Origin of the sequence: Legionella drozanskii LLAP-1 (assembly GCF_001467585.1) — a bacterium.
GTDB classification, from domain to species: domain Bacteria; phylum Pseudomonadota; class Gammaproteobacteria; order Legionellales; family Legionellaceae; genus Tatlockia; species Tatlockia drozanskii.
Genome location: NZ_LNXY01000001.1, coordinates 1 through 12,876 on the forward strand (window position 1 = coordinate 1; position 12,876 = coordinate 12,876).

Here is a 12,876-nt window from a genome sequence, read left to right on the forward strand (position 1 = left end):
CAGATGAGACAAAAAGTGCGGGTAAAAAAGGAGGTAACAAGAACGTTGCAACCCCAACAACAGGAAAGAAAGGAACAGGCAAGAAGGCCGCTGCAACACCAAGAAAAAAAGAGCAACAACCTCGCCCGCGATCTGTGCAAGCGGTTACTACTATGCCATCCGTCAAATCTCCAGAAATGGCTAATGCCATTATTTTATATGGCAAGTTTGACGAGAAAAGGTTTGCCTTAGCCTTGCGCAATCTTAAAGTCGCTTCTTTACTATTAACAAAATATCAAACATCAACAGATTCTTTTGTTCTCCTTGAGAAGCTGATTGAAGAGGATAAGATCAAGATTCTTTTAAGACTAGCTGCTAATAACATCCATATATTATTAAATATACCCTTTAATCAACTATTTAAATTTATAGACAAAAATAAAAGTGACGCTCATCGAGAGGCCTACAATTCATTCTTAAAAATGTCTCTTATTAGAACTGACATGGAAAAAATTAAGCTAGAAGCTGATATGGTTAAGCATTATATTACCTACCAAGAAAATTGCCCGCCCCTACCAAGTTTCAAGGAAGAGCAAGCAAGCGTTGTCGAATTATGTTCCTATATAAAAGAGGAAAGTTGCACTCCTGCACACCTCGATATAGTGGGGGGGGATTGTAAACATCTAACGACACTCCATGCGATGGGTGCTGACTTAAATAGAACCGATGTACAGGGAAAAACACCAACTTATTGGCTCTCAATATTGGGAAAAACCAAAGAGCTTAGGTTATTTAAAACTTGGGGAGGAGTAGATTTTGAAGCGGGTTCACATAGACTAACTCCTGCAAATGGTGCTGCGAGATCAGGGAATGTTACAGTTTTAAAATTATTAAAAGAATGGGGAGTTCAATTAGATAAACCAGACCAACCTACTGGATGCCCAATCCATACTGCGGCTTTTCACGGCGATATAAGCTTATTAAAAAAATTCCATGCCTGGGGTTTGAAGATGGATGTACTCGATGCTGATGGCAATCCACCCATTTATTTAGCTACTATAAACGAGAAGTATGAAGTTCTAAAATTATTTAACAATTTAGGAATAAAACTAGATACCCTCTGCAAAGATGGCTCAACGATAGTGCATGGAGCTGCTGATAAAGGTGACTTACAGGCTTTGGAATTGTTCCACCAATGGAAAATACCGCTGAATACTCTCAACGCTTTAGGCAATGCACCTATTCATTATGCCGTCAGGTATGTAGAAATATTAAAAGCGTTTAAAAGTTGGGAGGAGAATCTAGATATACAAACGGAAAATGGTGCAACATTAATGTACGCTGCTGCCGACAATGGATTTTTAGGCACTGTAAAATTCTTAATCAAGCATAATCCACATCAGGCTAAAATTCCCGCATTATTTCCCGCCAAGCACTTTATGGAAAGCATTTGCACACGTTATGATGACGATGGAATACAACGAAGAGCGTTTGATAAACTTAATGAAAGGAGCCTAGCAGGAGACCCTGACTCGTCAATCCAGATATTACCCATTGATATAGCTGAGATAATGGGATATAGCGATATAGTTGCTGAACTGACGAAACTTACTCCTAAAGAAACACTGACTCCAAGAGCAAACTTTAGTCCCGGATTTTTGAAACCTGAAAAAAAACGTTCGAAAGAAAAAGTTGAATCGAAAGATGAGAGTTCTAATTCAACCGAGAAAGAAGAGGCGCAGTCTGCTGTTAATTCTTCAATAGCAACAGAAGGTTACCTTCCAACGTTTTTCAATTCTTCTACAAAATCAAAGGACACCAACTTACCAAAAACTCCGGTGATCCCTGTCGTGAAGCGTTCTATTTAGATTCATAAAAACAGGCTTAACCTTTCTGTTAAGCCTTATTTTAGTTAAGAATTTGCTTTCTTACAGCGTCCACTAAAGCCTTGATTATCATACACTCACTTTTGTCAAAGATTTTACAAATTTAAATATCGGGCTACACTTTATCGTGTAAACAAGAAATGAATTAAATTGTTTACAAAGATGTTTATTGTTCCAATTAGGGAGAAATGACAATGAATAAAGAATTTTTAAGTGGCAAATGGGATGAAATCCGCGGAACTCTAAAAAAACAATGGGGAAGACTTACAGACAATGATTTAGAAGAAATCCGTGGTGATAATCTGAAACTTTACGGAAAACTTAAACAACATTACGGACTAACTAAAGAACAAATTGAAAAAGAATTGGATCGCTTCAAAAAGCACTAAATCAATTAGTTATTACCCCTATTATCGTTATAGTACGGGTAATAACCCCCCCCGTAACCACAAACTTTCAGTGCATATATAGTATAAAGTTTTTATTTTTTGTGCCGTTAATAGAGATATAAGACGCTAGATCGAGGACATCATGAAGCGGTTGGTGAGTTATCTAACAACATTAATGATGGTCTTATTCACGACAATGACTTGGTCTTACACGAGATTTGGTGAAACCTTGTGTGATAACCCTGATTATTACTGCCTCAAAATAAAAAGCGGAGAAACTTGGTCCAATTTATTTCCAGATAGTGAAACTAAGGATATAGTCAGGCGTGTCAATCGTATGAACGTAAGATTGCGTGCAGGAATGATCATCGCCGTGCCAAAAAATATCGATCGAATTAGCATCTATGATGTCTCGCCTTTTCCTCGATATATTGAATCAGATGGCGAAAAAGCAATTTATATTAGTCAAGAGAAACTGGCTTGGGGTGCTTATGATGAGGATGGCGAATTATTGTGGTGGGGTCCTATTTCCTCCGGCTCAGATAGCTGCAGAGGCGTGATTGGCGGCTGCTCAACTCCCACTGGCTCCTATCGCATTATTCGTAAACAAGATATCGAATGTATTTCTACAGCTTTCCCTCGACGAGCTGATGGTGATAATGGTGGGGCAGAAATGCCTTTTTGCATGCATTTTTTCCGAGGTTATGCTCTCCATGGAAGTGAAGATGTTCCCGGATATCGCGCAAGCCATGGGTGTATCAGGATGTTTACCGAAGATGCTAGGTGGTTAAACGAAGAGTTTGTTGATTTACCTGGCGGAGGTAATAAAGGTACGCGGGTGATTATTGACGGAGTGCGTAGTGATTATGCTGGGCAGTGATCTTGGCCAAGGCCCTGCAATTCAACTAATCCGCCTTGACCACCATTTATCACTGCAATAATGTAAAACTCCCTCTCACCCCACTCGCAGCCAACCTCCTTTTCAACTGCTCAGTCATGCTTTTACTAGCGAATGGACCCACTTTCACAATATAACGTTGTCTGTATTTCTCAATTGTCACTGGTGAAGGCGATAGTTTGGATAATTTTCTTTGTAACGAGTTAGCAAGTTGTTGAGAGCTAAATGCTCCTGCTTGGACATAATAATGAGCGACTCGTTTTCCAGGGGAAAGTGCTTCTATCTCGACTGGGGCTGTCCCAGTTGGAAACACACCTAATTTTGCTGCCGCAGCATAAGATAAATCAATCACTCTATCACTATGAAAAGGACCGCGATCATTGACTTTTACAATCGCTTCTCGTCCATTTCTTAAATTCCTTACTCTTACATAAGTTGGCAAAGGCAACGTTTTATGGGCAGCGGTCATAGCATACATGTCGTACTTATCCCCGCTGGAAGTTCGCTTACTATGAAATTTAGTACCATACCATGAAGCAATTCCTCGAACTTTATAGCCACTCGAATTTTGCATCACTTTATAGGTTCTACCTGCTATCTCATAGGATCCAGGATTTCCATATCGACTGAATGGTTCATTTTTAGGCTTCATTTCTTTAAAAAATACAGGTACTGGCCCTGTCGGAGCACCATCTTTTTGAGTCGTAGTGGAATAGTCTCTATTACGATTCGGATATGATTTTGAATTTAACCGCTTTGAGGAAACTGGCGCAGCAAGTTCATGAGTACAACTCGTTAATAAGCTTATTAATAAGAAGATATAAAAGAAACGCATTATTCCACTCTGGCCAATTTTTTCCCCTAATATATACAAACCTTAATCACATTAAAATACTTTGCTAAATTAATCAGGTCTGTCATGATTAATTTATAGGCACAAAGTACTATGATATTACTCATAAAAAAATTAGCATGAATGTCATTTGGTTGCAGGATTGAGGCTGTGTTAATATGACGTAATTTTGTAATAATGAGTATAGAAACCATGAAGTTAACCTCTTTCAGTAGACTATTTTTACTGGCGACTCTCGTTTTGAAGTCCAGTGTTTTTTATGCATCAGCAGGTGTCTTACCAACGGGTTTATCCGGTAGCGTTCCCCCAACTGCGCCTATTTCCAATAAACCATTGATAACTCCTTCACCACCCGTTCTTAATGCAAAATCCTATATACTCATTGACGTTAACAGCGGAAAAATTATTGCTGAGAAAAACAGCGACGATAAATTACCTCCTGCAAGCTTAACCAAAATGATGACCTTGTATGTGATATCTAATGCATTAAACAATAGTCAAATTCATCTAACTGATAACGTACATATCAGTCGCGACGCGTGGAAAACGGGTGGCTCGCGAATGTTCGTAAAAGAAGGGCAACAAGTTACTATTGAAGATCTACTTAAAGGAATCATCGTCGATTCTGGTAACGATGCTTGTGTTGCTATGGCAGAGCATTTAGGTGGTAGTGAGCCAGGATTTGCTGAAATCATGAATCAACAAGCACAAACACTGGGCATGCTTAATAGTCATTTTACTGATAGCACCGGCCTGCCTGATGCTAACTTGTACACCACCGCAAAAGATTTAGCTATTTTGGGCCGTGCTTTAATTAATAATTTCCCTCAATATTATCATTGGTATAAGCAAAAATGGTTTACCTATAACGGTATACGTCAGCCCAATCGAAATCGTCTATTATGGCGAGACAGCCAAGTGGACGGCGTTAAAACCGGACATACTAACGACGCAGGATTTTGTTTAGTTTCTTCAGCTAAACGCGAGAATATGCGCTTATTAGCGGTCGTCATGGGCTCACCCAGTGAAGCAGCTCGGGCTGATGACAGCGAACGTCTGATTAACTATGGTTTCCGCTTTTTTGAAACGCATGAGCTCTACAAAGCCGGTCAAACCATTACTGAAATACCTATCTACAAAGGTAGAGAAGATAAACTTTCCATTGGAATGCGCGAAAATCAATATGTTACCATTCCTAATGGTCAATATCAGCGCTTGAGCATCAATACTAAAGTCCCTAAAAATTTACAAGCACCTATTGTTAAAGGGGATAAAGTGGGTGAGTTAGTCATTCAATTTGATAACAATATTATTGGCAATTATCCAATTTATGCACTTGCTGATATCAATCAAGGTGGTATTTTTACTCGTATGAAAGATGCTATCCGCCTAACTTTTAGCGGCTGGTTTAGCTCTTAAGGTGAATGGGATGGCCGATATTGTATATATAAATGGAAATTACTGTCACGCCTCTGACGCAAAGATATCCGTCTTTGATCGAGGCTTACTATTTGCTGACTCAGTTTATGAAGTCATTCCAGTATACAATGGTCATCTCTTCTATCTTGAAAAACATCTTAAGCGATTAAACTATAGTTTAGAGTCGGCCAGAATTACTCCACCGGATATCCAATGGCAATCTATTCTTGAAAGGCTAATTGAACAGAGTGGTGGTGGTGATATGCAAATTTATATACAAGTCACTCGCGGTAATCAAGGCGTTCGTAAACACGATATTCCCTCTCAAATAACGCCGACTGTTATCGCCTTTAGTATGAATAGCGATTTTCCGACGTTTGAAGAAAAACAAAAGGGATTAAAAGCTAAGCTTCTCGAAGATATCCGCTGGCAGCGTTGTGATATAAAAACCACTGCGTTGATAGGTAATGTATTATTGAATGATGATGCAGTCTCTAGTGGCGCTGATACAGCCATTTTATCCAGGAATGGTTTTTTAACTGAAGGCGGCGCGGCCAACCTTTTTTTAGTTGACCAAAATAATATCATTCGCACGCCTCCTCTGACTCATTTTTGTTTGCCAGGAATTACTCGTGATGTAGTTATAGAACTGATAAAAACTTTATCCTGGCCCTTGAGTGAAGAAAGTATCCCTACTGAAGCGATTTTTAACGCCAAAGAAGTTTGGATCTCAAGTGCAACAAAGGAAATCTATCCTATAATTCGAGTTAACGATAAACTAATTGGCGATGGACAAGCTGGCCCTTACTGGAGCCAACTTAATGAAAAATACCAACAACTTATTAAAAAACTCTATGACTGATAAAGAAACCCTAATACAATTTCCTTGCAATTTTCCTATAAAAATAATTGGTAAAAAAACCGAATTATTTGCTGCAGAAATTAATGAAATCATTTACAAGCATTTTCCTGAAACACCGGATGAAGCAATTGTTTATCAAGAAAGTATGCGTGGCAATTATTTGTCAATCACGGTTACGGTGTATGTACATGATCAACAATCGCTTGATGCACTTTACCAGGAAATAACTAAACATCCCGATATAAAGATGGTGCTATGATGACTACTATTCGCAACCTAGGTATTCAGCCCTATCAAGCAGTATGGGAACAAATGAAAAATTTTACTTCCTCAAGGAATGAAACCACTTGCGATGAGTTGTGGTTATTAGAGCATCCGCCTGTTTATACTCAAGGGCAAGCCGGTAAAGCAGAACATGTCCTGAATCCTAATGAAATTCCAGTAGTGCAATCCGATCGAGGGGGACAAGTCACTTATCATGGCCCTGGCCAATTAGTCGCTTATGTATTAATGGATATTCGGAGAAATCATTTAGGTATCAGAACATTAGTGAGTTATCTAGAGCAAATATTACTAGCGGTTTTGGAAACCTATCACATCAAAGGAGCGGTACGTTGTGGTGCCCCGGGAGTTTATGTCGATGATAAAAAAATTGCCTCTATTGGATTGCGCGTAAAAAATGGCTGTACCTATCACGGGATAGCTCTCAATGTAGCGATGGATTTAAGCCCTTTTGCCGGCATTAACCCATGTGGATTTGCGAAACTTGAAATGACGCAAATCAGTGATTACATGGCTACAGCCAATATTGCCGATGTCAGTAAATTATTTACAGACGCGTTTATTTCTCGATTTAATCACTAAACCATGCATTTATTTACCGATTACATTCAACCCCTTACATTATGGCTATATAACCATCCACAATGGGCGTTATTAATCACCTTTTTTATCGCATTTGCAGAATCCTTAGCTATCATTGGTAGTATTGTTCCCGGCTCTGTCACCATGACCGCAATCGGTATCCTTGCAGGCTCTGGAGTAATGCGCATTGATTTAACGTTAATTGCTGCCGCCTTGGGCGCGGTTGCAGGGGATGGGGCCAGTTATTTATTGGGTTATTTTTTTAGTGATCGTCTTACAAATATTTGGCCATTCAGCCGCTATCCTAATTGGTTAAAATATGGCAAAGAATATTTTGCTCGCCATGGAGGAAAAAGTGTTGTTATAGGACGGTTTGTCGGCCCTTTACGCTCTATTATCCCAGTAATTGCTGGGATGATGCATATGAATCGTTGGCGTTTTTTCATTGCCAATATTATCTCTGCAATTGGCTGGTCATTCGTTTATGTTTTGCCTGGTGTATTAATTGGTACAGCAAGCAGTGAATTATCACCTGAAAAAGCGACTCGTCTATTCGTCTTAATCCTATTTTTGTTGGCTGGTATTTGGATATTGAGTGTTAGTTTAAGATGGTTATTTATTCGAATAAACTGTTTTCTTAATTACTATCTGCATCAATTTTGGTTATGGGCTCTTCGCAGCCATGCGCTAGGAAGAATAGCACGGTACTTAACACCAAAAGGCGAATCTAATCATTACCCAACTGCAGCCTTAGCGATTTTATTTATTCTATCTGCCTTTTTATTTTGTTTGCTGGCAATACTGATATTTAAGGAAAGCTCAATAACAGAGATTAATCAGCCAATTCTTTTATTTTTGCAAAGTTTACGAACACATTCATTTGATATATTTTTTATAATAGTAGCGCAAATTGGTAATCCAATCACTTTAGCAACCTTATTGTTCTCTGTTCTCGTATTAGCAATGTATTATCAGGATCCGCGTACCTTATTTTATTGGCTAAGCTTAGGTATCTGCTGCGCAATTATCTTAATGACTCTTCATAGCTTAAGTGCGATGAATTCGATCGATGGTGAAAACAATAATGCATTCCCTCTCACCAATCTTACAGTAGCAACAAGCTTATTCGTTACTTTTATTTTATGTCTGAATGCCTATTCTCAAGAACGTTATAAGCAGGTATTAATTATCAGTTTAACCTCAAGTCTTTTGCTTATTGGTTTCAGTTCTCTTTATTTTGGCGACAGCTGGTTCACTGATTGTTTAGGTGCTTATCTACTTGGATTGAGTATCAGCTTAGGCCATTGGCTGTTTTATCGACGCTACAAACCACGAATTGCCAATCATCCTTATATTCCGCTGATGATTCTATTTTTAATGTTTTTAGCCACAGCACTGTCCTGTTTATTGAATTACAATAGCTTTATGCGCAGCCACCAACCCTATTTTGCTCAATACGTTCTTACTGATGAATTATGGTGGAATCAAACCAACCCACTTTTACCCATTTATCGAACTAATCGTATCGGTCAGCGCATTAGTTTATTTAATATTCAATATGCCGGCTCGGTTGACGATCTTGAGGCCGCTCTAACGACCTATGGTTGGCAAAAACAAAATGATTCCTTTTTTAATTCAATAATTACCCGTGTCAGTGGTCCAACCTCTGCACCTGAGTTACCTTTAATGGCGCAACTTTACCAGAATCGAAAGCCTGTACTCGTGATGACCTACGAGCCTAAAGATGGAAACCCCATTCAAGTTTTAAGGATTTGGCGCTCAAACTATCATCTGCAACATTTCCGTCAACCCATTTGGCTTGGTTCCGTACATCCGCGTGCCTTACGAAATATAAAATATACCCAAAATGCCCTTACCAATCAAAATAAACCGAAATCCATTGTTTATGTGAGTTCGGCTTTATCTTCTTTTTTATTACGCAGTGTCAACCTGCCCACTCGCATATCGAAACAACCTTTACCTGCAGAAGTAGAGCCTGTTCTATTGATTATCAAAGAGCCAGCGAGCGAGAATTCAGATTTCATATTAACAGATTGAAATTAATCTGATATAATTGCGCATTATTAAGCCATAAAATACGCTATGTTTATCGCAAAAAATATTACGGAAGAAGAGATCCAACCTGGTGTGATTGATCGTTGCTTTGAATTAACAACCGATAAGAATTCAATCGATTTATTTATTACAGGCTGTTCAGGAGATGGTTCTGAGGGCCAAATTAAAGTCGCAAAAGCGATGGCCGATAAGGTTCAATCTGGTGAAAACTCTTTATTATTACTTACTGGGGACACCGTTTATCCTACCATTAGACTAGACACTAAACCTACAGATATCGCAAAATATTACAGTCCCTACTCCGATTTAGGCATAGCTCATAGTTTTGCTGCAATTGGTAATCATGAATGTGGTGCAATTACTCCCATTCCTGGTCATGGAGCAGCCTATGGAAATCAAGAGCTATTGCTCCAACGACGCAATCACGCAGCAGACATTATCAATACCCATGTGACTTGCAGTCCTTATTATCGTGTAACCTGTACAAAGCTGGATAAAGAAACTCCTTTCTTAGAAATCATAGTAATTGATTCCACCACTCTTCATTTTGACAAAGCTCAACAGAACTGGCTTCAATGGGTAGCACTGAATTCTAAGGCCAAAAATACTCTATTGATTAGTCATCATGCCATTGGAGAAACCTTAGGAAAAAGAAATTTAACGACGAATGAAAACCATCTTTATGGTCCATACCTAAGACCCGGTGGTTCTCCCTTTATCGGAAACCATCATCAAGTTTTGGAACAAGTATTTTATGATCTTGACATTATGGGAAAATTGAGACAATGGACATCTGCCGTTGCTCATGATCATTTTTTAGCTTATGTTGATAAGCACCCCAAATACGGCAATGTTATTTATTCCGGTGGAGGCTCTACTCAAGAAAGAACGACCCCTATATTTAGCCACATTGGGCAACAATTTCCAGCGCTCAGTGTTCACAATCAACATGCTGAAAATCAAAAAGGTAAAACGGGTGGATTTGCCAAAATGGAATTAAGAAATGGAAAGCTCCATGCACTCACCATTATTTCAGCGGATAAAACTGAACTCCATCAACAGAAATATCAAGACTGTACAGAACAGGAAGTCATTACTGTCAGTGAAATGAAAGAAGCTTTAAACACCATTCTTGGACATTATTTACAAACTGGAATTATTCGGTTTTTGCTTAACCCACTATTCCGTTTTCTTAGCTTTAATACTTGTGGGCATAAACACAACCAACGAGCCGAAAGTCTTATTTCAGCCATCAATGACAACGAATTGGATGATATCGACTCATTAAAAGTAATTATCAATGAGCAAATAAAATTGGTAGAAGCTGCAATGCTTACCAAAAATAAAACAGCCCCCCTCTCCCAACTATCTTCACAGGACAATGCCCAAGTAAAGCACGAAACGCCCCTTAAAAACGCTACTCGTGGTGGTTACTACACGCAGTTACTCTCAGCCCAAGCCTATGTTCATAAATTTAGTATGATTTCTCCTCAGCCTACGAGACAAACTCACTTCCTCTGAGTTAAACTGATCCAATTATCCTTATCAAAGGGATTTCTATGATCAATTTATTAGAATCAATCCACTCTTTATTCCCTATTCTTGGAATTATAATTCTGTTTTTTGGCATACAATTACGTCGTAAAAATTATATCTTAGTTGCCTTATGGCTCAGTCTTATCGCCCTGATTCTGCATTACAGAGCTTCTGGTGGTGAAATCTTAGGAAGTTACTTCAACTACCTGCATGCGGCCATTTATTCTTTAAATTTGATCGTACTAATTTCTTCAATTATCTGCTTATTATTAACTTCCATGGACGAAATACGCAGCCGTATCCTTCGTTATGGAGCAGGACTTTTGTCTGCTGGTTTAATTACAGGCGGTGCACTTTTAATTACCAATTTATGGATCAATGCTAGCTTTGTTGAAAACAGACTTCCCGGCACTCCGATCTTGCAAGTGGCTACCTTTAATAAACAACCCTACTGCAGCTATAAATATGTCTTTTATAAAATCGGATCAGATAGTATCGTACGTTTTATGTGCCCCAATCATTATGGCTTATTACCTTCAGTGGGTCCTTTGAATACTGCACCTAGCTTTGTAATAAAACAATTACCCACTCAACTTCAAGCAAAATTTCAAGAAAATTCGGAGGCAATGTAAGCGCTGCAAATTGACAAGTTACTAGGTTTTTTTTATTGTAATTAGAGAGTTAGTTGTAGTATGACTATAATTGTCCAATTGGTTATTTTTTGTTAACATACAGGAAATTTTTTTGCCAAAATGATTATGCGTAGTGTGATTTCAACCATATTAATATTCTTTTTGACCCCATCTTTTAGTATGGCTCCTAAGTTGAATTGGGATAAAGCAGTTGATCACGCAATTATAAAGTATGGTTTACGAACTGAACCTGAGCTAGTACGTTTTTTTGCTAATGCGAACATTGCTTATCCACCAAGAGAAGTTGCTCTTTTAGCGTTCAAAAAGGAAAGGCATGTCGAATTGTGGGCTAAAAATGAAAATCAAAACTGGCGTTTCATTCATACTTACCCACTAACCGCTTTCAGTGGTCGTTTAGGTCCAAAATTGAAAGAAAGAGATGGACAAATCCCAGAAGGAATCTATCGACTTACTACCTTTAATCCGTTTAGTAGCATGCATCTATCTATGATGATTAACTACCCCAATAATTATGATCGCCTACAAGCGATCAAAGATGGTCGAAGACGACTAGGTAATAATATCTTTCTACACGGCAAATCCGTATCCGTTGGCTGCCTAGCAGTGGGAGATAAAGCGATTGATCAACTTTTCTTACTGACACGTCGAGTTGGATTAAATCATGTTAAAATCATTATTGCACCGAACGACTTACGTAAAGGGAAGCCTGCGACATCTACCTTTGCTCAGCCTCGTTGGCTTCCGGATCTCTATAAACAAATTACTACTGCGTTAAATCACTTCCCTCATCATCGAATCGTTTGATATGGCATAACTAATGCCTGGATCTCACGACTTTGTTCGCGAGATCCAGGCAGCGCAGATTGGACAGGGTCTAGTTTTAATTACTCATGTTCGGGTGCTACAACAAATATTCCTGGTGCATTACGCAAATATTCATTGTAATCCATGCCATAACCAAAAATATAATGGTCATCAACTTGCAAACCCACAAAATCGGCATTTTTTAAACCATTAGGTACACGTTTGTGATGCTTATCGACTAATACCGCACAGTAAACTTCTTTTGCACCCAGAGACTTAACTTCTTCAATAATTGCAGCCAAAGTAACGCCACCGTCTAAGATATCATCAATGACTAAAACGGTTCTATCGGTTAAATCCAAGCTAGGTTTGACCTTCCAAAATAATTCTCCACCCTTGATATCGCCTCGATACCGAGTAGCGTGAACATAATCAACTTCTAAAGGAAAATCTAAACGAGGCAGTAAATTTCCCATTGGAACCATTCCGCCAATCATCACACAAAGTAACACGGGATTTTTATCCTTCAGCACTTCATGGATGTTAATTGCCATTCTATCTAAAGCAGCTTCTACTTCCTTCGTGGTAAATAAACAGCTGGATTTTTCATATACTTCTTTAATCTTAACTGGAATAGACATCTGAGTTCCTAATTGA

The 12,876-nt window shown here is 38.7% G+C and carries 13 protein-coding genes; 11 read left to right on the forward strand and 2 right to left on the reverse strand.

The genetic code is table 11. From position 1 onward, the window contains the following. The 3 genes from Ldro_RS16440 to Ldro_RS00015 form a co-directional block, all read left to right on the forward strand. Window positions 1-1,847 (forward strand): ankyrin repeat domain-containing protein (locus Ldro_RS16440; protein ID WP_338011179.1); only part of this gene is annotated, 1,847 nt, incomplete at its 5' end. A gap of 212 nt (window positions 1,848-2,059) precedes the next feature. Continuing rightward, the gene (locus tag Ldro_RS00010) at window positions 2,060-2,254 is read left to right on the forward strand and encodes a CsbD family protein (protein ID WP_058494376.1); all 195 of its coding nucleotides are present in this window, start codon (window positions 2,060-2,062) and stop codon (window positions 2,252-2,254) included. Between the two features lie 175 nt (window positions 2,255-2,429). Then, window positions 2,430-3,134 carry a L,D-transpeptidase gene (locus tag Ldro_RS00015; RefSeq protein WP_238583936.1) on the forward strand — a complete coding sequence of 235 codons (705 nt, stop codon included), beginning with the start codon at window positions 2,430-2,432 and terminating at the stop codon, window positions 3,132-3,134. 49 nt (window positions 3,135-3,183) lie between these two features. On the opposite strand, the gene Ldro_RS00020 is transcribed toward Ldro_RS00015, so the two are convergent. Continuing rightward, complete coding sequence (locus Ldro_RS00020) at window positions 3,184-3,987, reverse strand: septal ring lytic transglycosylase RlpA family protein (RefSeq protein ID WP_058494570.1); 804 nt, start codon at window positions 3,985-3,987, stop codon at window positions 3,184-3,186. 210 nt (window positions 3,988-4,197) lie between these two features. Here Ldro_RS00020 and Ldro_RS00030 point away from each other — a divergent pair, with 210 nt between their 5' ends. The 8 genes from Ldro_RS00030 to Ldro_RS00065 all read left to right on the forward strand — a co-directional run bounded on the left by Ldro_RS00030 (window position 4,198) and on the right by Ldro_RS00065 (window position 12,219). Continuing rightward, window positions 4,198-5,424 carry a D-alanyl-D-alanine carboxypeptidase family protein gene (locus Ldro_RS00030; protein WP_083497859.1) on the forward strand — a complete coding sequence of 409 codons (1,227 nt, stop codon included), beginning with the start codon at window positions 4,198-4,200 and terminating at the stop codon, window positions 5,422-5,424. A 10-nt stretch (window positions 5,425-5,434) separates the two neighbouring features. Continuing rightward, window positions 5,435-6,286, forward strand: a complete 852-nt coding sequence (locus tag Ldro_RS00035) for a D-amino acid aminotransferase (RefSeq protein ID WP_058494380.1) — start codon at window positions 5,435-5,437, stop codon at window positions 6,284-6,286. Further along, the gene (locus Ldro_RS00040) at window positions 6,246-6,545 is read left to right on the forward strand and encodes an HP0495 family protein (RefSeq protein ID WP_238583927.1); all 300 of its coding nucleotides are present in this window, start codon (window positions 6,246-6,248) and stop codon (window positions 6,543-6,545) included. The genes Ldro_RS00035 and Ldro_RS00040 overlap by 41 nt, the downstream gene beginning before the upstream one ends. After that, on the forward strand, window positions 6,545-7,150 hold the full coding sequence (lipB, locus tag Ldro_RS00045) for a lipoyl(octanoyl) transferase LipB (protein ID WP_058494381.1): 606 nt from the start codon (window positions 6,545-6,547) through the stop codon (window positions 7,148-7,150). The genes Ldro_RS00040 and lipB overlap by 1 nt, the downstream gene beginning before the upstream one ends. A 3-nt stretch (window positions 7,151-7,153) precedes the next feature. Further along, the gene (locus Ldro_RS00050) at window positions 7,154-9,208 is read left to right on the forward strand and encodes a VTT domain-containing protein (protein ID WP_058494382.1); all 2,055 of its coding nucleotides are present in this window, start codon (window positions 7,154-7,156) and stop codon (window positions 9,206-9,208) included. A 45-nt stretch (window positions 9,209-9,253) separates the two neighbouring features. After that, complete coding sequence (locus tag Ldro_RS00055; protein ID WP_058494383.1) at window positions 9,254-10,747, forward strand: metallophosphoesterase family protein; 1,494 nt, start codon at window positions 9,254-9,256, stop codon at window positions 10,745-10,747. Window positions 10,748-10,785: 38 nt separating this feature from the next. Then, window positions 10,786-11,394: a type I secretion system protein LssZ gene (locus tag Ldro_RS00060; protein ID WP_065235866.1), complete on the forward strand. Its 609-nt coding sequence runs from the start codon at window positions 10,786-10,788 to the stop codon at window positions 11,392-11,394. 126 nt (window positions 11,395-11,520) lie between these two features. Beyond that, window positions 11,521-12,219, forward strand: coding sequence for a L,D-transpeptidase family protein (locus tag Ldro_RS00065; protein ID WP_242604287.1), 699 nt, complete (start codon window positions 11,521-11,523; stop codon window positions 12,217-12,219). A gap of 80 nt (window positions 12,220-12,299) precedes the next feature. Here the strand turns inward: Ldro_RS00065 and Ldro_RS00070 are convergent, their stop codons facing one another. Beyond that, on the reverse strand, window positions 12,300-12,860 hold the full coding sequence (locus Ldro_RS00070) for a hypoxanthine-guanine phosphoribosyltransferase (RefSeq protein WP_058494384.1): 561 nt from the start codon (window positions 12,858-12,860) through the stop codon (window positions 12,300-12,302). Window positions 12,861-12,876: the final 16 nt, after the last annotated feature.

Excerpts from the sequence above, each read along its gene's own strand:
- Ldro_RS00010 (WP_058494376.1), top strand. The coding sequence starts at position 2,060 with ATGAATAAAGAATTTTTAAGTGGCAAATGGGATGAAATCCGCGGAACT.
- Ldro_RS00015 (WP_238583936.1), top strand. The coding sequence starts at position 2,430 with ATGATGGTCTTATTCACGACAATGACTTGGTCTTACACGAGATTTGGT.
- Ldro_RS00020 (WP_058494570.1), bottom strand. The coding sequence starts at position 3,987 with ATGCGTTTCTTTTATATCTTCTTATTAATAAGCTTATTAACGAGTTGT.
- Ldro_RS00030 (WP_083497859.1), top strand. The coding sequence starts at position 4,198 with ATGAAGTTAACCTCTTTCAGTAGACTATTTTTACTGGCGACTCTCGTT.
- Ldro_RS00035 (WP_058494380.1), top strand. The coding sequence starts at position 5,435 with ATGGCCGATATTGTATATATAAATGGAAATTACTGTCACGCCTCTGAC.
- Ldro_RS00040 (WP_238583927.1), top strand. The coding sequence starts at position 6,246 with ATGAAAAATACCAACAACTTATTAAAAAACTCTATGACTGATAAAGAA.
- lipB (WP_058494381.1), top strand. The coding sequence starts at position 6,545 with ATGACTACTATTCGCAACCTAGGTATTCAGCCCTATCAAGCAGTATGG.
- Ldro_RS00050 (WP_058494382.1), top strand. The coding sequence starts at position 7,154 with ATGCATTTATTTACCGATTACATTCAACCCCTTACATTATGGCTATAT.
- Ldro_RS00055 (WP_058494383.1), top strand. The coding sequence starts at position 9,254 with ATGTTTATCGCAAAAAATATTACGGAAGAAGAGATCCAACCTGGTGTG.
- Ldro_RS00060 (WP_065235866.1), top strand. The coding sequence starts at position 10,786 with ATGATCAATTTATTAGAATCAATCCACTCTTTATTCCCTATTCTTGGA.
- Ldro_RS00065 (WP_242604287.1), top strand. The coding sequence starts at position 11,521 with ATGCGTAGTGTGATTTCAACCATATTAATATTCTTTTTGACCCCATCT.
- Ldro_RS00070 (WP_058494384.1), bottom strand. The coding sequence starts at position 12,860 with ATGTCTATTCCAGTTAAGATTAAAGAAGTATATGAAAAATCCAGCTGT.